At 71.2% G+C, this 19,834-nt stretch carries 15 protein-coding genes and 4 pseudogenes; 12 read left to right on the top strand and 7 right to left on the bottom strand.

Annotation, left to right across the window (positions count from 1 at the left end):
• The first annotated feature begins 35 nt into the window (after positions 1-35).
• The 7 genes from mce (at position 36) to IF54_RS0119280 (ending at position 10,248) form a co-directional block, all read left to right on the top strand.
• Positions 36-476 carry a methylmalonyl-CoA epimerase gene (gene mce / locus IF54_RS0119250; RefSeq protein ID WP_030320262.1) on the top strand — a complete coding sequence of 147 codons (441 nt, stop codon included), beginning with the start codon at positions 36-38 and terminating at the stop codon, positions 474-476.
• Positions 477-856: 380 nt separating this feature from the next.
• On the top strand, positions 857-4,768 hold the full coding sequence (gene scy / locus IF54_RS0119255; RefSeq protein ID WP_030320264.1) for a polarized growth protein Scy: 3,912 nt from the start codon (positions 857-859) through the stop codon (positions 4,766-4,768).
• Positions 4,769-4,950: 182 nt separating this feature from the next.
• Positions 4,951-5,886 (top strand): cellulose-binding protein, encoded by a 936-nt coding sequence (locus IF54_RS0119260; protein ID WP_020136541.1) that lies wholly within the window; start codon positions 4,951-4,953, stop codon positions 5,884-5,886.
• A 292-nt stretch (positions 5,887-6,178) separates the two neighbouring features.
• Positions 6,179-7,135, top strand: coding sequence for an ABC transporter ATP-binding protein (locus tag IF54_RS0119265; RefSeq protein ID WP_030320266.1), 957 nt, complete (start codon positions 6,179-6,181; stop codon positions 7,133-7,135).
• 2 nt (positions 7,136-7,137) lie between these two features.
• Positions 7,138-7,908, top strand: coding sequence for an ABC transporter permease (locus IF54_RS0119270; protein WP_030320270.1), 771 nt, complete (start codon positions 7,138-7,140; stop codon positions 7,906-7,908).
• Positions 7,909-8,020: 112 nt separating this feature from the next.
• Positions 8,021-9,373: an ABC transporter ATP-binding protein gene (locus IF54_RS0119275; protein ID WP_030320272.1), complete on the top strand. Its 1,353-nt coding sequence runs from the start codon at positions 8,021-8,023 to the stop codon at positions 9,371-9,373.
• Positions 9,370-10,248: an ABC transporter permease gene (locus IF54_RS0119280; RefSeq protein WP_030320274.1), complete on the top strand. Its 879-nt coding sequence runs from the start codon at positions 9,370-9,372 to the stop codon at positions 10,246-10,248. The genes IF54_RS0119275 and IF54_RS0119280 overlap by 4 nt, the downstream gene beginning before the upstream one ends.
• 29 nt (positions 10,249-10,277) lie before the next feature.
• Here IF54_RS0119280 and IF54_RS0119285 read toward each other — a convergent pair whose 3' ends face one another.
• The gene (locus IF54_RS0119285; RefSeq protein WP_030320276.1) at positions 10,278-10,619 is read right to left on the bottom strand and encodes a hypothetical protein; all 342 of its coding nucleotides are present in this window, start codon (positions 10,617-10,619) and stop codon (positions 10,278-10,280) included.
• A 223-nt stretch (positions 10,620-10,842) separates the two neighbouring features.
• On the opposite strand from IF54_RS0119285, the gene IF54_RS0119290 reads away from it, so the two are divergent.
• Positions 10,843-11,871 carry an LLM class flavin-dependent oxidoreductase gene (locus tag IF54_RS0119290; RefSeq protein WP_030320278.1) on the top strand — a complete coding sequence of 343 codons (1,029 nt, stop codon included), beginning with the start codon at positions 10,843-10,845 and terminating at the stop codon, positions 11,869-11,871.
• A 134-nt stretch (positions 11,872-12,005) separates the two neighbouring features.
• Here the strand turns inward: IF54_RS0119290 and IF54_RS0119295 are convergent, their stop codons facing one another.
• Positions 12,006-12,398, bottom strand: a complete 393-nt coding sequence (locus IF54_RS0119295; protein ID WP_030320280.1) for an SCO5389 family protein — start codon at positions 12,396-12,398, stop codon at positions 12,006-12,008.
• Between the two features lie 256 nt (positions 12,399-12,654).
• Between IF54_RS0119295 and nucS the strand changes: the two genes are divergently transcribed.
• A complete protein-coding gene (gene nucS, locus IF54_RS0119300) occupies positions 12,655-13,326 on the top strand; it encodes an endonuclease NucS (protein WP_030320282.1) in 672 nt (223 codons plus the stop codon).
• A gap of 84 nt (positions 13,327-13,410) precedes the next feature.
• Here nucS and IF54_RS0119305 read toward each other — a convergent pair whose 3' ends face one another.
• From IF54_RS0119305 to IF54_RS43430, 4 genes and pseudogenes are all read right to left on the bottom strand, one after another.
• The gene (locus IF54_RS0119305) at positions 13,411-15,930 is read right to left on the bottom strand and encodes an ATPase AAA (RefSeq protein WP_030320284.1); all 2,520 of its coding nucleotides are present in this window, start codon (positions 15,928-15,930) and stop codon (positions 13,411-13,413) included.
• 229 nt (positions 15,931-16,159) lie between these two features.
• Positions 16,160-16,483 carry an STAS domain-containing protein gene (locus IF54_RS0119310; RefSeq protein WP_020136551.1) on the bottom strand — a complete coding sequence of 108 codons (324 nt, stop codon included), beginning with the start codon at positions 16,481-16,483 and terminating at the stop codon, positions 16,160-16,162.
• A gap of 234 nt (positions 16,484-16,717) precedes the next feature.
• The gene (locus IF54_RS0119315) at positions 16,718-17,566 is read right to left on the bottom strand and encodes a 3-hydroxyacyl-CoA dehydrogenase family protein (protein WP_020136552.1); all 849 of its coding nucleotides are present in this window, start codon (positions 17,564-17,566) and stop codon (positions 16,718-16,720) included.
• 137 nt (positions 17,567-17,703) lie between these two features.
• Positions 17,704-17,814, bottom strand: a pseudogene (locus IF54_RS43430) (TetR/AcrR family transcriptional regulator); the annotation flags it as partial.
• A gap of 82 nt (positions 17,815-17,896) precedes the next feature.
• Here IF54_RS43430 and IF54_RS0119320 point away from each other — a divergent pair.
• Positions 17,897-18,469: a cob(I)yrinic acid a,c-diamide adenosyltransferase gene (locus tag IF54_RS0119320; protein WP_030320289.1), complete on the top strand. Its 573-nt coding sequence runs from the start codon at positions 17,897-17,899 to the stop codon at positions 18,467-18,469.
• A 94-nt stretch (positions 18,470-18,563) separates the two neighbouring features.
• On the opposite strand, the pseudogene IF54_RS43435 reads toward IF54_RS0119320, so the two are convergent.
• Positions 18,564-18,839, bottom strand: a pseudogene (locus IF54_RS43435) (hypothetical protein); the annotation flags it as partial.
• 152 nt (positions 18,840-18,991) lie between these two features.
• Between IF54_RS43435 and IF54_RS41280 the strand changes: the two are divergent.
• Both IF54_RS41280 and IF54_RS39670 read left to right on the top strand, forming a co-directional pair.
• Positions 18,992-19,248: pseudogene (locus IF54_RS41280) on the top strand (two-component sensor histidine kinase); the annotation flags it as partial.
• A gap of 29 nt (positions 19,249-19,277) precedes the next feature.
• Positions 19,278-19,818 (top strand): annotated as a pseudogene (locus IF54_RS39670) (response regulator transcription factor).
• Positions 19,819-19,834 lie beyond the last annotated feature (16 nt).

A 19,834-nucleotide genomic window follows, 5' to 3' on the forward strand; every position in this document is an offset into this window, starting at 1 on the left:
TTGCGTAACCGTTTCGCGAGCGCTGCACTGACTACATGCTGACGCGAATCGACCACATCGGGATCGCCTGCTTCGACCTCGACAAGACCGTCGAGTTCTACCGGGCCACGTACGGCTTCGAGGTGTTCCACTCCGAGGTCAACGAGGAGCAGGGCGTGCGCGAGGCCATGCTCAAGATCAACGAGACCTCGGACGGCGGAGCCTCCTACCTGCAACTCCTGGAACCGACCCGCCCCGACTCCACCGTCGCCAAGTGGCTGGACAAGAACGGCGAGGGTGTCCACCACATCGCTTTCGGTACGGCGGACGTCGACGCCGAGGCCGCCGACATCAAGGACAAGGGCGTACGCGTTCTGTACGAGGAGCCGCGAGTCGGCTCCATGGGGTCACGGATCACCTTCCTGCACCCCAAGGATTGCCATGGCGTACTGACAGAACTGGTCACTTCGGCGGCTGTTGAGTCACCTGAGCACTGACCCTCGTACATATGGGCCGGTAGGGTTGGGGGCGGTCACTCCCGGAAGGGGGTGGCCCGGTCTCGGCGTCAGAGGTGGCGCCTGCCGTGCAATGCCCGGCACACACGCTCGCCGCGTTGCCGAAAGGCCCTGGTGGTTCCGCCACGAGGACCTTCCGGCGCTCTGTGATCGCAGGCACCGGACACCGCACGGCCCGCCTTCCGGCGGACGACGCCACCTCTGCCGCCGGGACCTCCGGGGTCCGGGTTTCGGGGGACGAGCAGCGGGCGGCAGCCCATGCTCCGCCGTTGATCTGACACCATTCCCCGGGGGCCCCGTTCGGCGGATGGACAGGGCTCGTTCGGAAAGACTTGCGACCAGGGGACGGATGGGACCGCGCAGTGCGGGGCTACGAACGCCAGGAGCGAGAGCCGGCGGCTGACGTCGACCACCTCTCTCGGTTCGAGGCCGAGATGGACCGGCTGAAGACCGAGCGGGAAAAGGCGATCCAGCACGCCGAGGACCTCGGCTACCAGGTCGAGGTGCTGCGCGCCAAGTTGCACGAGGCGCGGCGCACCCTCATGTCCCGGCCCGAATTCGGCGGCGGTGACATCGGCTACCAGGCCGAGCAGCTGCTGCGCAACGCGCAGATCCAGGCCGACCAGCTGCGCCAGGACGCCGAGCGCGAGCTGAGCCAGGTCCGGGCCCAGACCCAGCGCATCCTCCAGGAGCACGCCGAGCAGGCCGCGCGCCTCCAGGCGGAGCTGCACCAGGAGGCCGTCACCCGCCGCCAGCAGCTCGACCAGGAGCTGGCCGAGCGCCGGCAGACGGTCGAGTCGCACGTCAACGAGAACGTGGCGTGGGCCGAGCAGCTGCGCGCCCGCAGCGAGTCCCAGGCCCGCCGGCTCCTCGAGGAGTCCCGCGCGGAGGCCGAGCAGGCCATGGCGGCCGCCCGCGCCGAGGCCGAGCGGGTCACCAGCGAGGCTCGTCAGCGGCTCCAGAGCGAGGCCGAGGCGGCCCGCGCGGAGGCCGAGCAGCTGCTGCGGCGGGCCCGCGCGGACGCCGAACGGCTTCTGGAGACCGCCTCCACGCAGGCCCAGGAGGCCACCGACCACGCCGAGCAGCTGCGCACCTCCACGGCGACCGAGTCGGACTCCGCCCGCCGTCAGGCCACCGAGCTCAGCCGGGCCGCCGAACAGCGGATGGCGGAGGCCGAGGAGGCGCTGCGCAAGGCGCAGGCCGAGGCCGAGAAGGTGCTGACCGAGGCGAAGTCGGCCGCGGAGAAGACCCTCGCGAGCGCCGAGTCGGCCAACGAGCAGCGCACCCGTACGGCCAAGGAGCAGGTCGCCCGGCTGGTCAGCGAGGCCAGCCAGGAGGCCGAGGCGACCAAGGAGGCCGCCGAGCAGGTCGTCGCGGACGCCCGTGCCGAGGCCGAGAAGATCATCGCCGAGGCCTCCGAGAAGGCCCGCACGCTCACCGCCGAGGAGAGCGCGACCCAGCTGTCGAAGGCGGCCAAGACCGCCGAGGACGTCCTCAACAAGGCCCAGGAGGACGCGCAGCGGACCACCAGGGCCGCCGCCGAGGAGGCCGAGCGGATCCGCCGCGAGGCCGAGACCGAGGCGGACCGGCTGCGCGCCGAGGCGCACGACATCGCCGAGCAGCTCAAGGGCTCCGCGAAGGACGACACCAAGGAGTACCGGGCCAAGACGGTCGAGCTCCAGGAGGAGGCCCGCCGGCTGCGCGGCGAGGCCGAGCAGCTGCGCGCCGACGCGGTCGCCGAGGGCGAGAAGATCCGCGCGGAGGCCCGCAAGGAGGCCGTCCAGCAGATCGAGGAGGCCGCCAAGACCGCCGAGGAGCTGCTCTCCAAGGCCAAGGCGGACGCCGACGAGCTGCGCCAGAGCGCGACCACGGACAGCGAGAAGGTCCGCACCGAGGCCATCGAGCGCGCCACCACGCTGCGCCGGCAGGCCGAGGAAACCCTGGAGCGCACCCGCAACGAGGCCGAGCGCCAGCGGGCCGAGGCCGTCGAGCTGTCCGAGGAGATCACGGCCGCCGCCGAGCGGTCCGCGAGTGAGCTGCGCGAGGAGACCGAGCGGGCCATAGAGGCACGCCGTGCCGAGGCCGCCGAGGAACTGGCCCGGCTGCACACCGAGGCCGAGGAGCGCCTCGCCGCCGCCGAACAGGCGCTCACGGAGGCCCGTGAGGAGGCCGCGCGGATCCGCCGCGAGGCGGGCGAGGAGGCCGACCGGCTGCGCACCGAGGCCGCCGAGCGGATCCGCAGCCTCCAGCAGCAGGCCGAGGCCGAGGCCGACCGGCTGCGCACCGAGGCCGCGTCCGACGCGTCCGCCTCGCGCGCCGAGGGCGAGGCCGTCGCCGTACGGCTGCGCTCCGAGGCCGCCGCGGAGGCGGAGCGGCTGAAGTCCGAGGCGCAGGACACCGCGAACCGGGTCCGGGCGGAGGCGCAGGCCGCCGCCGAGCGGCTCGCCACCGAGGCGTCCGAGACGCTGGCCGCCGCCCAGGAGGAGGCCAACCGGCGCCGCCGCGAGGCCGAGGAGTATCTCGGCTCGGCCCGCCAGGAGGCCGACCAGGAGCGTGAGCGGGCCCGCGAGCAGAGCGAGGAGCTGCTCGCCTCCGCCCGCAACCGTGTCGAGGAGGCCCAGGCCGAGGCCGTACGGCTGGTCGAGGAGGCGGACCGGCGGGCCACGGAGATGGTGTCGGCCGCCGAGCAGCACGCCCAGCAGGTCCGCGACTCGGTCGCCGGGCTGCACGAGCAGGCCCAGGAGGAGATCACCGGGCTGCGCTCCGCCGCCGAGCACGCGGCCGACCGCACCCGGCGCGAGGCGCAGGAGGAGGCCGACCGGGTCCGCTCGGACGCCTACTCGGAGCGTGAGCGGGCCAGCGAGGACGCGGCTCGCATCCGGCGCGAGGCCGCCGAGGAGACGGACGCGGCCAAGTCCCTTGCCGAGCGCACCGTCTCGGAGGCGATCGCGGAGGCGGAGCGGCTGCGGTCGGACGCGTCCGAGCACGCCCAGCGGGCGCGCACCGAGGCGTCCGACACCATCGCCCAGGCCGAGCAGGACGCCTCCCGTACCCGGGCCGACGCCCGCGAGGACGCCAACCGCATCCGCTCGGACGCGGCGACGCAGGCGGACACCCTCATCACCGAGGCGCGCCACGAGGCGGAGCGGCTCACCGAGGAGACCATCGCCGACACCGACCGGCTGCGCACGGAGACGGTCGCCGAGGCGGAGCGGCTGCGGTCGGAGACCGTGGCGGAGGCCGAGCGGGTCCGCGCGGAGTCGGTGGCCCAGGCGGAGCAGCTGATCGGGGAGGCGACCGGGGACGCGGAGCGGCTGCGCGCCGAGGCCGCGGACACCGTCGGTCAGGCCCAGCAGCACGCGGAGCGCATGCGCACCGAGGCCGAGCGGGTCCGGGCGGAGGCGGCGGCCGCGGCCGAGGAGCTGGTCAACTCCGCGCGCGAGGAGGCCGACCGGACCCTCGACGAGGTCCGCAAGGAGGCCAACAAGCGCCGCCAGGACGTGGCCGAGCAGGTCGACACGCTCATCACGGAGACCACCGCCGAGGCGGACAAGCTGCTCACCGAGGCGCAGCAGCAGGCGCTCAAGACCACCGCGGAGGCGGAGGCGCAGGCCGACACCATGGTCGGCGCGGCCCGCACGGAGGCCGACCGGCTGGTGTCGGAGGCCACGGTCGAGGGCAACGCGCGTGTGGAGAAGGCCCGTACGGACGCGGACGAGCTGCTGGTCGGTGCCCGCCGGGACGCGACCGCCATAAGGGAGCGCGCGGAGGAGCTGCGCGACCGGATCACCGGCGAGATCGAGGCGCTGCACGAGCGGGCCCGCCGCGAGGCCGCCGAGACCATGAAGTCGGCCGGCGACCGCTGCGACGCGCTCATCACGGCCGCCGAGGAGCAGCTCGCGAAGGCACAGGCGAAGGCCAAGGAGCTGGTCTCGGAGGCCAATTCCGAGGCCGGCAAGGTGCGCATCGCCGCGGTCAAGAAGGCCGAGGGGCTGCTCAAGGAGGCCGAGCAGAAGAAGGCCACGCTGATCCGGGAGGCCGAGGAGCTCAAGGCCGAGGCGATCCGCGAGGCCAGGCGCACGGTCGAGGAGGGCAAGCGCGAGCTGGAGGTCCTCGTCCGCCGCCGTGAGGACATCAATACGGAGATCTCCCGTGTCCAGGACGTCCTGGAGGCGTTGGAGTCCTTCGAGGCCCCGGCGGGCGGCAAGGACGGTGGCGTCAAGGCGGGCGCGGCCGTCGGTGCCCCTCGTTCGGGTAAGCCGTCGGACAGCTGACCGGCCGCTGGAATCCGGTACCTTCTGGGGCCTTTGACCAAGTTTTTGGCAAGCCGTCCCTGGGTTAGCCACTCAAAAGGGGTGTCATTCTCCAGATCAAACACGTATCCGCTCGATGACACACCGCTTCGGCCCCTAGGATTCCCCCTATCACCTCACCGGTCTCATTTGACAGGAACCCCATGAGCGACACTTCCCCCTACGGCTTCGAGCTTGTGCGGCGTGGGTACGACCGCGCTCAGGTGGACGAACGGATCTCCAAGCTCGTCTCCGACCGTGACAGCGCTCTCTCCCGCATCACCGCCCTGGAAAAGCGCATCGAGGAGCTCCACCTCGAGACGCAGAACGCCCAGGCCCAGGTAAGCGACGCCGAGCCGTCGTACGCCGGTCTCGGCGCGCGTGTCGAGAAGATCCTCCGCCTCGCCGAGGAGGAGGCCAAGGACCTGCGCGAGGAGGCCCGTCGCGCGGCCGAGCAGCACCGCGAGCTTGCCGAGTCGGCGGCCCAGCAGGTCCGCAACGACGCAGAATCGTTCGCTGCGGAGCGCAAGGCCAAGGCCGAGGACGAGGGCGTCCGGATCGTCGAGAAGGCCAAGAGCGACGCCTCTCAGCTGCGTTCCGAGGCCCAGAAGGACGCGCAGTCCAAGCGTGAGGAGGCGGACGCCCTCTTCGAGGAGACCCGCGCCAAGGCCGCGCAGGCCGCCGCCGACTTCGAGACGAACCTCGCCAAGCGCCGGGAGCAGTCCGAGCGTGACCTGGCGTCCCGTCAGCAGAAGGCGGAGAAGCGCCTCGCGGAGATCGAGCACCGCGCGGAGCAGCTGCGCCTGGAGGCGGAGAAGCTGCGCACCGACGCCGAGCGCCGCGCCCGCCAGACGGTGGAGACGGCTCAGCGCCAGGCCGAGGACATCGTGGCCGACGCCAACGCCAAGGCCGACCGGATCCGTTCGGAATCCGAGCGCGAGCTCGCGGCCCTGACGAACCGTCGCGACTCGATCAACGCCCAGCTGACGAACGTCCGCGAGATGCTCGCCACGCTGACCGGTGCCGCGGTGGCCGCCGCCGGCTCCCCGGTCGAGGACGAGCCGATCTCCCGCGGGGTTCCGGCCCAGCAGTCCCGGTAACACCGCCTGAAGGCAGCACGAAGGCCCGTACCGTCTCCCCCGGAGGTACGGGCCTTCGGCGTACCCGGGTCAGTGCGGGCCTTGGGTGTACCGGGATCCGTGCGGGCCCTGGGTGTACCAGGATCCGTGCGGGCCCTGGGTGTACCGGGATCCGTGCGGGCCCTGGGCGTACCAGGATCCGTGCGGGCCTTCGGCGTACCCCGGGGGCGTTGCGGGATTCTTACCGCTTCCGTCGGTCTCCGTTTGCCCATAGGAGTGGCATCCGCAGGGGCGCGCCCCTAGCGTGGTCGGCATGATCGAGCTAGCGGGGCTGACCAAGCGGTACGGCGAGAAGGTGGCGGTGAACAACCTCACCTTCACCGTCAGACCGGGCATCGTCACGGGCTTCCTCGGTCCCAACGGGGCGGGCAAGTCGACCACCATGCGCATGATGTTGGGCCTCGACCGGCCCACCGCGGGAGACGTCCGGATCGACGGCAAGCACTACGACCAGCTCAAGGACCCGCTGACGTACATCGGTGCCCTGCTGGACGCCAAGGCGATGCACGGTGGGCGCAGCGCCTACAACCACCTGCTGTGCCTCGCGCAGAGCAACGGCATCCCGACGAAGCGGGTGCACGAGGTGCTCGACACGGTCGGTCTGACAGCGGTCGCGAAGAAGAAGGCCAAGGGGTTCTCGCTGGGCATGGGCCAACGGCTCGGCATCGCGGGCGCACTGCTGGGCGACCCGCGGATCCTGATGTTCGACGAGCCGGTCAACGGGCTCGACCCCGAGGGCATCCACTGGATCCGCAACCTGATGAAGTCCCTGGCCGCGCAGGGCCGGACGGTCTTCGTGTCGAGCCACCTCATGAGCGAGATGGCGCTGACCGCCGACCACCTCGTGGTGATCGGTCAGGGCAGGCTGCTCGCCGACACCTCCATGGCCGACTTCATCGCGCAGAACTCGCGGTCGTACGTCCGGATCCGCACCCCGCAGCGCGAGCGGCTGCTCGACGTGCTGCACGCGGCCGGGATCACCGTCGTGGAGACCGGCAACGGCACGCTGGAGGTGGACGGCGGCAAGTCCGAGCACATCGGTGAGCTGGCCGCGCAGCACCAGATCGTGCTGCACGAGCTGAGCCCCCAACAGGCCTCCCTGGAGGAGGCGTTCATGCAGCTGACCGCGGAGTCGGTCGAGTACCACGCGCACAGCGACGCGCCGTCCGAGCCGCAACCGGCCTGGGGCGACGCCTGGAAGGGGAAGTGAGCATGGCGGCGACCCAGGTCATCCGCTCCGAATGGACCAAGATCCGGTCGGTGGCGTCCACGGTGTGGACGCTCTCCCTCGCCGTGGTCGTCACCATCGGGCTCGGCATCCTGATCTCGGCCCTGTCGAAGAACGAGTTCGACAACATGAGCCGCAAGGACCAGCTCTCCTTCGACCCGACCTTCATCAGCTTCGCCGGGATGAGCCTCGGCCAGCTGGCGATGATCGTGTTCGGGGTGCTCGTCGTCTCGAACGAGTACAGCACCGGCATGATCCGCACCTCGCTGGCCGCGGTACCGCAGCGCGGCACCTTCCTGGTGAGCAAGATCGCGGTGGCGACCGGGCTCTGCCTGGTCGTCGGCCTGGTCACCAGCTTCGTCACCTTCTTCCTCGGGCAGGCGATGCTCGGCTCGCACCGGGCGGAGATCGGCGACCCCGGGGTGCTGCGCGCGGTCATCGGCGGCGGCGTCTACATGACCCTGATCGCGATGTTCTCGATGGGCGTCGCGGCGATGCTGCGCTCCCCGATGCTGTCGCTGGGCATCCTGATGCCGTTCTTCTTCCTGATCTCCAACATCCTGGGCAATGTCTCGGCGACGAAGAAGGTCGGCCGGTTCCTGCCCGACCAGGCCGGCAGCAAGATCATGCAGGTGGTCACCCCGATCGACGACGACTCCCCCTACGGCCCCTGGGGCGGTCTCGGGATCATGGCGCTGTGGGTCGCGGCAGCCCTGATCGGGGCGTACGTCCTGTTGAAGAAGCGGGACGCGTGACGCGGGAAGCCTTTGCTTTCATTTGAGCGGAACCGTCAGCGCCCCGATAAGCTCCTAACCCTTACGGGGGGCGTGTGCCCCGCTGTCCTGAACCTTGCGATGGGTGCGGAGCATGATCGAGGCAGTCGGCCTGACCAAGCGCTACGGCGACAAGACCGCTGTGTACAACCTTTCCTTCCAGGTGCGTCCCGGTTCCGTGACCGGCTTCCTGGGCCCCAACGGCTCGGGCAAGTCCACGACCATGAGGATGATCCTGGGCCTGGACAATCCCACGTCCGGTCAGGTGACGATCGGCGGCTACCCGTACCGCAGGCTGCCCAACGCGGCCCGGCAGGTCGGCGCCCTGCTCGACGCGAAGGCCGTGCACGGCGGACGGGCGGCCCGTAACCACCTGCTGTGCCTGGCCCAGCTCTCCGGGATCCCGGCCCGCCGGGTGGACGAGGTGCTGGGGGTGGTCGGTCTCCAGGACGTGGCCAGGAAGCGCTCCAAGGGCTTCTCGCTCGGCATGGGGCAGCGGCTCGGCATCGCGGCCGCGCTGCTCGGCGACCCCCAGGTGCTGCTCTTCGACGAGCCGGTCAACGGACTCGACCCCGAGGGCATCCTGTGGGTGCGCAACCTGATGAAGGCGCTGGCGGCGGAGGGCCGTACGGTCTTCGTCTCCTCTCACCTGATGAGCGAGATGGCGCTGACCGCGGACCACCTCATCGTCATCGGGCGCGGGCAGCTGCTCGCCGACATGAACATCCAGGACTTCATCGCCGCGAACTCCGCGGGCTTCGCGCGCGTGCGCACCCCGGACACCGAGCCGCAGCTCCGCGAGAAGCTGTCGGCCGCGATCACCGAGGCGGGCGGACACGTGCTGCCGGAGCAGGACGGGGCGCTGCGGGTGACGGGGCTGGCGCTCCCCCGCATCAGCGACATCGCGCACGACTCGGACGTACGCCTGTGGGAGCTGTCGCCGCACCAGGCCTCGCTGGAGGAGGCGTACATGCGGATGACGCAGGGCGCGGTGGACTACCGCTCCACGACCGACCAGAAGGAAGGGCTCATGCAGCCCCTCCCGCCGGGCGCCCAGCCTCCGATGCCGGTCCCGGGCCAGGGCCAGCCGGGCTGGTACGCCCCGCCGCCGCCCCAGCAGGGCGGGCAGCCGTTCGCACCACCGCAGGGCCACCCGCCCGCGAACCCGTACGGCGGCCCCGGCGCCGCCGGCCCCAACCCGTACGCCCAGCCGGGCCCGACGGCTCCGCAGGCCCCGGCACACCCGGCGCCCGGCCAGGCGCCGGGCGCCCCTCAGCCGCCCGCGCACCCCACGCCCGCGCCCGCCCAGCCCGTCCCCGGCGGAACCGTCGCGCCCGCGCCGCAGCAGGCACCGCCCGCGCCCGCCCAGGCCGCCGCCGCTCCCGCCCCGCAGGGACCCGCCCCGCAGCAGTCCGCCACCCCGAACGAGCCCGAGGACGCCCGATGAGCACCCCCCAGCCTTCGATGCCGCAGGCCCAGCCCGCCGTGCCGAACTGGCAGGCCGCGGGTGGACCGGCGTACACCGGCTACACCTCGCCGATCCCCGTGGTGCGGACCCATCTCGGGCACGCGATCGCCTCGGAGTGGACGAAGATCCGGTCCGTGCGGTCGACGATGTGGACGCTGGGCGTGTTCGTACTGATCATGATCGGGATCGGGCTGGGGGCCGCCGCACTGATCGCGGCCAACAGCTCGCCGGACGACCTGCGGGACCAGAACCCGCTGTCGTTCGGGTTCTTCGGTCTGCTGCTCGGCAGCATGTGCGTCATCACCCTCGGCGTGCTGACGACGGCCTCGGAGTACGGGACGGGAATGATCAGGACCACCATGGTCGCCTGCCCCTCCCGCGGGCGGGTGCTGGCCGCGAAGTCGATCGTGTTCTTCACCGTCGCCTTCGTCATCACCCTGGTCTCGGTGCTCCTGGTCGCCCTCGCGGACGTCGCCCTGCTCGACGGCGCCTCCGAGCCGACCGGCCAGGAGTGGCTGAAGGGCACCCTCGGCATCTCGCTCTACATCGCCCTGCTCGGCCTGCTCTCGCTGATCATCGGCTCGATCATCCGGCACTCGGCGGGCGCGATCACCATCATGATCGGTGTCGTGCTGGCCCCGCTGGTCATCGCGCTGTTCATGTTCTCGCAGTCCCTGGAGGGCGTGCGCCAGGCGCTGTTCGAGTACTCCATCCCGAACCAGCTCAGCGTCTTCTACGCCAACTCCCTGACCGACAGCGGTCCTTCGGGCTGGGACCCGCTGTGGATCATCCTCGGCGTCACGGCCGTCGCGTTCGCCGGCGCCTATGCCCTGCTGGAGAAGCGGGACGTGTAGAGGAGCCCCTGGAAGAGTCCTTCGAGGGCTCAGAACTTCGGCGCGTTACGGGACCGCTGCACCCGCGTGGTGCGGCGGTCCCGCGCGTTCCAGCACGCCTTGTGCCAGTGTCTGCGCTCGTCGACACCGGTGTGGTCCGGCCAGGCCACCACGTGCGGGACGCCGTCCGGGATCATCTGGTCGCAGCCCGGGCAGCGGTACGTCTTGCCCTGCGCGCTGGCGCCCGCCACATGCCGGACGTTCCAGTCCTCGCCCTGCCAGTGCGTCGAGGACTGGAAGCCGCCGTAGCGGCCGGACCGGTCGTCCTCGGCGCTGCGGTCGGCCTGGTCCGACGAACCGGAACCCTTGGGTCGGTTGCGACGCGGGGACACGGGACACCTCACGGGGCTATACAGGAAGCAGGGAACGTATCCAGCCTACGCGGCACGCGGCGGGGTACGCGTAGGGAACCAACCCCCACAAGTCCCCCTCCTGTGCGGCCCATTCTCCAGACAATCGGCAAATCTCTCCGCCAGGCCGTGTCCTCGGCACGTGTCAGACGGTTATGCCGTGTGGGGGAGCTCCGTGTCGGAGCCGAGGAAGCAGGAAAAGCACATGCACGTTGGAACATTTCTGTTGGCGGCCCAGTTCCCGGGGCAGGGCCAGGGGGAGGCGCTGCACCGCGCGGTCCGCTCGGCCGAGGTCGCGGAGGAGGCCGGACTCGACGCGGTCTGGCTGGCCGAACACCACTTCGTGCCGTACGGCACCTGCCCGTCCGCGATCACCCTGGCGGCGCTGCTGCTGGGCCGCACCCGCCGCATCCGCGTCGGCACCGCCGTGAGCGTGCTGCCCACGGTCCACCCGGTGGCGCTCGGCGAGCAGGCCGCGCTGCTGCACATGACGAGCGGCGGGCGGTTCTCGCTGGGCGTCGGGCGCGGCGGACCGTGGGTCGACCTGGAGGTGTTCGGGGCGGGCCTGGAGGCGTACGAGAAGGGGTTCCCGGAATCACTCGATCTGCTGGTGCGCTGGCTGCGCGAGCCCTCCGTGGGGGCCGACGGCGAGCGTTTCCGGTTCCGCGAGGTGCCCGTCGTACCCCGGCCGTCGGAGTCGCTCACGGAAGCGGACGGCCCCGAGGTGATCGTCGCCTGCACCTCCCCGGCGAGTGTCCGGCTGGCCGCCGAGCGCGGGCTGCCCATGCTGCTGGGGATGCATGTCGGGGACGAGGAGAAGGCGGAGATGGTCGCCCTGTGGCGCAGGCAGGCGCGCGCGGCCGGACACGCGCCGCAGCAGGTCCTGGAGGCACCCCATGTCTCGGCCGGTGTCTGCCAGATCGCGGACCGGCGTACCGACGCGGTGGAGGCGTTGGTGAAGGCGATGCCCGGCTGGCTCAGGCAGGGGCTGGGCGCCCATGTCACGGTCGACGGCCGCGTACGGCAGATGCGCGATCCGGTGGCCTACACCGAACTGCTCTGCGGACTGCACCCGGTGGGCACCCCGCGGCTGTGCGCCGACCGCCTCGCGGCGACCAGCGAGCGGACCGGTATCTCCCGCTTCGCCCTGCTCGTCGAGGGCTCGGGAGACCTGGCGGCCACCGAGGAGAACGTACGGCGGCTGGGGGGCGAGGTGCTGCCGCACCTCACCTGAAGAGGTGCCGGCGCATCTGACCTGAAGTGGAGCAGGAACCCTTGCCCACAGGGACCCCTCGTCCGGCGGGGGCTTGCCGCCCCGGTACTGATGCACCTCCCGCGTACGGCGGAGCGGCAAGCAGGTGCGTCGCGTCAGCAGTCCCGGAACTCCGGAGACTGGTTCAGCAGCTGACTGCGCACCGAGGTGAAACGGGTCAGCGTCTCGTCGACAGAGGAGTCCAACGGGAACACCGCCACCCGGTGGCAGTTCTGGAAGGCCAGCCGCACACCGAAGTGCCGCTGAAGCGCGCCGCGTATCGCGTCACTCGCAAGCGCACGCAGCAGCTGACCGCGTGCCTGCTCGTCCGGCGGGGGCGTCTGGTTGTCGGCGAAGTTGCCGCCGTCCACCTTCAGCTGGGCCACCAGGGAGCTGATCATCTCCCATGCGTAGGGCAGGGAGGTCCGGACGCAGTCGACGAATTCGGCTTCGTCGACCTCGCCTCGCTCGGCCTTCTCGAGCAGGGCCGGTGAGACGTCGAGCGACATGGGTTCTCCTCTCGCACCCCTGATTCCGCAGGGGTTGCCGGACAGATAAAGGGAGTTCGCGCTGCCGAACACGCTCAGTACATGCCTCGCGACCTCCCGTTTACTACCGTAGGCAACGGGCCGTGACGGCACCAGGAGAATGCGAACAAAGGGCACTCCCAACAGGCCCACAATCGGCCACAAGTGAACAGGCTTTCTCCACAGCCTTACGGGCCGAATCGCGTGGACATGCGCCCGTCGAGTAGCGTTGCCGACCATGCGTCTCGTCATTGCCCGGTGTTCCGTCGACTACGCGGGCCGGCTCACCGCCCACCTGCCCTCGGCCCCCCGTCTGATCCTGGTGAAGGCCGACGGCAGCGTCTCCATCCACGCAGATGACCGCGCCTACAAGCCGCTGAACTGGATGTCGCCGCCCTGCACCTTGAAGGAGGGAGCCGGCGACGAGGAGGGCGTCTGGACCGTCGTCAACAAGGCGGGCGAGAAGCTCATCATCACGATGGAGGAGGTCCTGCACGACTCCTCGCACGAACTGGGCGTGGATCCCGGCCTGATCAAGGACGGCGTGGAAGCACACCTTCAGGAACTGCTCGCCGACCGCATCGAAACGCTCGGCGACGGCTACACCCTGATCCGCCGCGAGTACATGACGGCCATCGGCCCGGTCGACATCCTGTGCCGGGACGCCGAGGGGCAGACCGTCGCAGTGGAGATCAAGCGGCGCGGCGAGATCGACGGCGTGGAACAGCTCACCCGTTACCTCGACCTGCTGAACCGCGACCCCCATCTCGCCCCGGTCCGCGGCATCTTCGCCGCGCAGGAGATCAAGCCGCAGGCCCGCGTGCTCGCCACGGACCGCGGCATCGGCTGCGCGGTCCTCGACTACGACGCGCTGCGCGGCATCGAGGACGACAAGCTGCGGCTGTTCTGACAGCGCGTCCTCTTCTACGACTTCTACGACGACGAGGGCCGGGTCCGTGTGTGACGGACCCGGCCCTCTTGTCGTGCGATGCGCCTAGATGACCGAACCGCTCGGCGAGCTCACGGTGCTGCTCTCGGGAGCACTGGCCGAGCTGCTCTCCACCGGGGTGGTGGAGGCGGGGCCACTGGCCGAGTTGGAGGTGGTCGGGGTGGTGCCGGTCGGAGTGGAAGTGGGCGTCCCCGTCGGCGTACCCGTCGAGCCGGTCGGCGTCGACGAGGGCGTACTGGAGGTGCTGGGCCTGCCGGTGGGCGATCCCGATGAGCTCGTCGAGTTGGACGGCCGGGGTGAGGTCGGCCTCGTGGAGCTCGGCGAGCTGCCGCCGTGTGTCCCGCTCGGATCGTCGGACGGCTTCGTCGTGCCCGTCGGCGTCGGATCGTCCGCCGTCCCGTACGTCCCGTCGGGCCCGGGATTGGTCGGCCGGGACGTCGCCGTACCCGTGTCGCCCTTGTTGTCGTTCTGCGGGACGTCCGCGCCGAGGTTGCCGTCGTCGATGCCGACGCTGGCCGACGGGTTGACGCCGACCTCGTTCGACGGCGAGTTCGGGTCGTTGTCGGAGGTGGCGCCCAGGGTCACCACCGTGCCGAGGACGGCGACGAGCAGCGCGCCCGCACCCGCGGCGACGAGGTTGCGCTTGGCGAGGCCCTTGAGACCGCCCCGCGCCTTGCGGGAGGGCCCGGTGGCGGGGGTGCGGTGGACGACGACCGTCTGGGACTCGCCGGGCGGCTGGAGCCGCGGGAAGGCCGCGGGCACTCCCCCGGGCGGTGAGGCCGACTCGTCGTGGCGGGCGTCGGGCACCTCCTCGCCGGCCGTCGCGCCGAGGCCGGTCGCGGGTGTGGTGCCGTCCCGGTCGGAGACCAGGGCGAGGGCCCTGCGGCCCGCCACGGTGCCGCGCTTGTCGGCGAGGGCGCCGCGCAGGCCGATGGAGGCCTCCAGTTCGGCGCGGGCCCGGTCGAGCTCTCCGCCGCACAGCGCGAGGATGCCGAGTTCGTGGTGGAAGTAGGCCCGCTCGGACACCTCGCCGGCCAGCCGTGAGGCCTCGGAGCCGGCCCACAACGAACGCTCCCAGGCGCCCCAGTGGCCTCCGGCGGCGAACGCGGGTGCCGCCGTGCGGGCCAGCCGCACGGCGATCGTCTCCTCCTCGCCGTCGAGGGGCGCGACGGTCACCGGGACCAGGACGTCGAGGGCGGCGAGCAGCGCGTCGGCCTCGGCGCAGACCCGCTCGGGGGTGACCGAGGGGTGACCTGCCCACCAGTCGTAGTGCTGGGCGGCGGTGCGGGCGCGGTCCTCGATGTCGTCGGCGTATCCGGCGGCTTCCAGCTGGGCGAGAACTCCGGCGGCGAGCCGGTAGCGGGAGCCCACCGGGGAGACCAGTCCTGCGTCCGCGAGCTCGCCGAGCGCGGCGTCCGCGTGGGTGTCCCCGACCAGGGCGGGCAGGTGCGCCTGGTGGGGCACCTCGCCGCCGAGGGCGACGGCGAACCGCAGGGTGGCGCGCGCGGACTCGCTCAGCCGGGAGGCGAGCAGCGGTGCGGGCGCGGCGGCGTCCCCCAGCGCGGGCAGGGGTATCTCGTCGGCGTCGTCGGTGGGCGGCGGGGCGTCGGCCACGGCCATCTCCGCGAACACGCCGAACTCGTCGACGGCGCCGGCCCCGGCCCGCTGCCGGTCGCGCTGCCGGAGCAGGGCACCGGCCTGGACGAAGCGCAGCGGCAGGCCCTCGGACTCGAACCAGAGGTCGCCGGCCCAGTTGGACTCCTCCTCCGTCAGCACCCGGCCGACGGCACGCTCCAGGAGTTCCACGCCGTCGGCGCGTTCGAGGCCGCTGAGGACGACCTCCTCGACGGCGGAGTCGGCCGAGGGCGCGGGCACCTCGGGCGTGGCACCGATCACGAAGGCGCACTCGGGTGTGGCGTCGAGGAGTTCGTCGAGGGCGGCCCCGCCGAACTCGATGTCGTCGAGGACGACGACCGCGCCGATCTCGCGGACGCAGGAGAGCAGCTCGTCCCGGTCGGGGCGGTGCAGGGGCGAGTCGAAGACGGCGTAGTAGAGGTCGTACAGCAGCTCCGCGGCCGTGCGGCGGAAGCCGGTGAGACGGACCACGCCGTCGGGGGCGAGGTCCGAGCAGTCCTCGGCGACGACGTCGAGGAGGCTGGTGCGGCCGGATCCCGCGGGGCCGGTCAGCCGGACGGAACGGCCGCGGGCGAGCATCCGCACGAGTTGCTCGCGCTCGTCCTGGCGGGCCAGGAGCGCCAGGGTGGTGCGGGTGGGTCCCGGGGGGACGGGCGGGCGGGCCGCGCGGTCCACCTCGGCGCGTTCGGCGGCGCCGTACTTGGCGGGGCGGCCGGGGCGCTCGCCGGGCGGGCAGGCCTCTATCTCGCTGCCGTCGACGGGGTTGACGGTGAGCAGGTAGTCACCGGCGACGAGCTGGACGGTGCGGGCGAGCGCGGGTGAGTGCTGGCCGAAGTCGGATGTGAGGGAGTCCCTGGGAGGCCGTTGACGCGGCGAACCGCCGTCACCGTCATGGCCGTACTCCTCGGGTCCCCGGTTGTTCGGGTCCATAGGTTCAAGCCCCCCAAAAGCGTCTCGTGTGCCGTCAGTGGCCCCTCCCGGCCGGCAGCACACAGCGCTGTCGCTTCTGGTCCGGGCCCGCTGGAAGGGTTGCAGGCAGCGGGCGACCGAACCCTAAACCTTCGCACAGTATCTATGACAGCCCGGGGTACCGCGCCGTCCGAGACGTCACAGTCTCGTGAGGATTGGGCGGGGGATGCGTTTCGCCGCGGTGACCGGGTCAGACCCGGGGCAGCGACTCGACGCCGATGCCGCCCTCGATCGCCAGGATCCGGTGCAGCCGGGTGGCGACCAGGAGGCGCTGCATCTGCGGCGGTACGTCGCGCAGCACCAGGCGGCGGCCGCAGCGGCCGGCCCTGCGGTGCGCACCCATGATCACCCCGAGCCCGGTGGCGTCCCAGGAATCCAGCTCGGACAGGTCGAGCACCAGGTCGCCGGCTCCGTCGTCGACGGCCGAGTGCAGGACCGTACGGGCGTCCGCCGCGCTGCGGACGTCGAGGCGGCCCCCGACGACCAGCTCGGCGTGGTCGCCCCTGATGTACATATGCGCTCCCCGAGAGTGCGTGTAGTACTCCACGAATGTGATGTCCAGTGATGACACCTCTGACTGCGTTGAGCGGCCAGAGGTTGCCGTCCGTAAGCGAACCGATACCGAATTCACCCTGAGGTGTGAAACCAGAGGGGTTTGTGCGGTTTCAGTGGTTGTTCCCCGACTGCCTCGATGACTACGGCAGCCACCTCGGCGGCGGGCGCTTCCTCAATAGCTGCCGGCGCTTCCTCAGTAGCTGTAGAAGCCCTGCCCGCTCTTGCGTCCGATGTCACCGGCGTCCACCATCCGGCGCATCAGCTCCGGCGGGGCGAACTTCTCGTCCTGGGACTCGGTGTAGATGTTGCCGGTGGCGTGCAGCAGGATGTCGACGCCGGTGAGGTCCGCCGTGGCGAGCGGGCCCATGGCGTGACCGAAGCCCAGCTTGCAGGCCAGGTCGATGTCCTCGGCGGTCGCGACGCCCGACTCGTAGAGCTTGGTCGCCTCGACGACGAGGGCGGAGATGAGACGGGTGGTCACGAACCCCGCCACGTCCCGGTTGACCACGATGCAGGTCTTGCCGACGGACTCGGCGAACTCCCGCGCCGTGGCGAGGGTTTCGTCGCTCGTCTTGTAGCCGCGGACCAGCTCGACGAGCTGCATCATCGGCACCGGCGAGAAGAAGTGCACGCCGACGACCCGCTCGGGGTGCTCCGTCGCCGCCGCGATCTTGGTGATCGGGATCGCGGAGGTGTTGGAGGCGAGCACGGCGTCCGGGCGCACGATCTTGTCGAGCGCGCGGAAGATCTCGTGCTTGACTTCCAACTTCTCGAACACGGCCTCGACGACGATGTCGGCGTCGGCGGCCGCGTCCAGGTCGGTGGTCGCGGTGATCCGGGCGAGGGCGGCGTCGGCGTCGTGCGCCTCCAGTTTGCCCTTGCTCACGAACTTGTCGTACGAAGCCTTGATGCCGTCGGTGCCGCGCTTCAGCGCCTCGTCGGTGACGTCCCGCAGGACCACGTCCCAGCCCGCCTGGGCAGAGACCTGGGCGATGCCGGAACCCATCAAGCCGGCGCCGATGACGGCAAGCTTCCGTGCCACTGTTGCGACTCCCCTTTGAAACGCCTTACGCCCTGTTTACGTTGTCTATGCGGCGGACACTAGCGCTCGTGAGGGGCTGTGTGACCGGTTAGTAATGCGCGTCACGTCTCATCTGACGGACATCACACCGGTAGCTGTCACGAGTGGTCTCGTACGGCGTAGTTGAGCACCTTATCGCTCAACGACTCCTGCCCGTCGCAGAGAAGCACGAGTGTCTCTCGTGACACTTCGTCCGGTTCGCGCCCGGACGCAGTAAGCGGTCGCACACACCTCCCGTGACGGTCGGCACACGCGGGTTCCGGACGGCCGGGACGAAACTACGCTGAGGTCATGGTCAATCTGACGCGCATCTACACGAGGACCGGCGACCAGGGCACCACCGCCCTCGGCGACATGAGCCGGGTCGCCAAGACCGATCTGCGGATCTCCGCGTACGCCGACGCCAACGAGGCGAACGCGGTGATCGGCACGGCGATCGCCCTGGGCGGCCTGGAGGCGGAGATCGTCGAGGTCCTCACCCGCGTCCAGAACGACCTGTTCGACGTCGGCGCCGACCTGTCCACGCCGGTGGTCGAGAACCCCGAGTTCCCGCCCCTGCGTGTCGAGCAGTTCTACGTCGACAAGCTGGAGGCGGACTGCGACCGCTTCAACGAGCGCCTCGATAAGCTCCGCTCCTTCATCCTGCCGGGCGGCACCCCCGGCGCGGCCCTCCTCCACCAGGCCTGCACGGTCGTACGGCGTGCCGAGCGCTCCACATGGGCAGCCCTGGAGGCCCACGGCGACCACATGAACCCACTGACGGCGACCTACCTCAACCGGCTGTCCGACCTGCTGTTCATTCTGGCCCGCACGGCCAACAAGGAGGTCGGGGACGTGCTCTGGGTGCCGGGCGGGGAGCGCTGAGCAGATCGGCAGCGCCCCGAAGGGGCGCGGGGAACCGCGCGACCAGCCACGACGGCGCTGGCGACGAACGACGACACAACCAGCGGAGCGCCGACGCTGCGAGGATCCAGCGGCCCGCGACCTTCCACTCGTGGACGGCGCGGGCCCTGCCGTTCTTCGGTGGCCGCACCGGCGGCGGCCCGCCCGCGAACCGGTGGGCGACCCGCGCGTCCGCCCACCTGATCGTCGAGTGGCCGAGACCCACGGTGAAACCGATGCAGACGGCGGCCAGACCGTACCTCCAGTCCGGCTCGGCCAGTCCGGCTCGGCGCCGTTCCTCGAGCAGCACCCAGAACGCCACCTCGCAGGCGATGATCGGTCCGACGACCACGACACGCTCCCTTCGCTCCCCCTTCAAGGCTCGCGGCGGCCCCGGCCTCTTTCTTCGTCGGTGGTGACGAGACCGCCGTACATCGAAAGATGCAGTCCAGGACCGTCCCCGAGAGTCAGGCACGGGCCGCGGACACCGTGTTGGCTGGGGTCATGGCCCTCCCCAGCCCGCACCGCTTCGACGTGTACATCGCGGTCGGCGGGCTGCTCGGCGGCCTGCTGCTGGTCGGCCTCGGTCTGGCGACCCGCCCCGCCACCGATCCGGTCACCCTGTTCGACGGCCCTGGCCGGTCCTCGTGCCGCTCACCGTGCTGGCCGGCTGCGAGCTGCTGCGCCGCGAGGCCCCGCGCACGGCCCTGCTGATCGGCACGGCCGCGATCTGCGCCGACGTCGTGACCCAGGGCAGCCTCTGATCCGCGGCGCCGGAAGGAGAATCCCAATGATCCGCGTCCTCGTCGCCGAGGACCAGTCCGCCGTCCGCGCCGGACTGGTGCTCAGCCTGCGCGGCGCCCCGGACATCGACGTGGTCGGCGAGGCGGCGGACGGCGAGCAGGCGGTGGCTCTGGCCCGGGAGCTGCACCCCGACCTGGTGCTGATGGATATTCAGATGCCGCGCCTGGACGGGGTGTCGGCGACCCGGCAGGTGGTCGCGGAGGGGCTCGCCGATGTCCTCGTGCTGACCACCTTCGACCTCGTTGGGAGGGCCTGATCGCGCCCGCCCTCACCCGGCGTCTGATCGCCGAGTTCGCTGCCGGGTCCGCACGGGCGCCGAGCGCCGATCCACCGTCCTGGACACCCTGACCCGCCGGGAGCGCGAGGTGCTCTCCTGTCTCGGCGAGGGTCTGCCCAACGCGGACATCGCGACCCGCCTCGACATGGCGGAGGCGACGGTGAAGACGCACGTCAGTCGTCTGCTGGGGAAGCTGGAGCTGCGCAGCCGGGTGCAAGCGGCGGTACTGGCAAAGGAGTTGGGAGTCTGAAAGCGCTTGAGGGCGC

Origin of the sequence: Streptomyces sp. NRRL B-3229 (assembly GCF_000719505.1) — a bacterium.
Taxonomy (GTDB): domain Bacteria; phylum Actinomycetota; class Actinomycetes; order Streptomycetales; family Streptomycetaceae; genus Streptomyces; species Streptomyces griseorubiginosus.

Excerpts from the sequence above, each read along its gene's own strand:
- mce (WP_030320262.1), top strand. The coding sequence starts at position 36 with ATGCTGACGCGAATCGACCACATCGGGATCGCCTGCTTCGACCTCGAC.
- IF54_RS0119260 (WP_020136541.1), top strand. The coding sequence starts at position 4,951 with ATGAGCGACACTTCCCCCTACGGCTTCGAGCTTGTGCGGCGTGGGTAC.
- IF54_RS0119265 (WP_030320266.1), top strand. The coding sequence starts at position 6,179 with ATGATCGAGCTAGCGGGGCTGACCAAGCGGTACGGCGAGAAGGTGGCG.
- IF54_RS0119270 (WP_030320270.1), top strand. The coding sequence starts at position 7,138 with ATGGCGGCGACCCAGGTCATCCGCTCCGAATGGACCAAGATCCGGTCG.
- IF54_RS0119275 (WP_030320272.1), top strand. The coding sequence starts at position 8,021 with ATGATCGAGGCAGTCGGCCTGACCAAGCGCTACGGCGACAAGACCGCT.
- IF54_RS0119280 (WP_030320274.1), top strand. The coding sequence starts at position 9,370 with ATGAGCACCCCCCAGCCTTCGATGCCGCAGGCCCAGCCCGCCGTGCCG.
- IF54_RS0119290 (WP_030320278.1), top strand. The coding sequence starts at position 10,843 with ATGCACGTTGGAACATTTCTGTTGGCGGCCCAGTTCCCGGGGCAGGGC.
- IF54_RS0119295 (WP_030320280.1), bottom strand. The coding sequence starts at position 12,398 with ATGTCGCTCGACGTCTCACCGGCCCTGCTCGAGAAGGCCGAGCGAGGC.
- nucS (WP_030320282.1), top strand. The coding sequence starts at position 12,655 with ATGCGTCTCGTCATTGCCCGGTGTTCCGTCGACTACGCGGGCCGGCTC.
- IF54_RS0119305 (WP_030320284.1), bottom strand. The coding sequence starts at position 15,930 with ATGGACCCGAACAACCGGGGACCCGAGGAGTACGGCCATGACGGTGAC.
- IF54_RS0119310 (WP_020136551.1), bottom strand. The coding sequence starts at position 16,483 with ATGTACATCAGGGGCGACCACGCCGAGCTGGTCGTCGGGGGCCGCCTC.
- IF54_RS0119320 (WP_030320289.1), top strand. The coding sequence starts at position 17,897 with ATGGTCAATCTGACGCGCATCTACACGAGGACCGGCGACCAGGGCACC.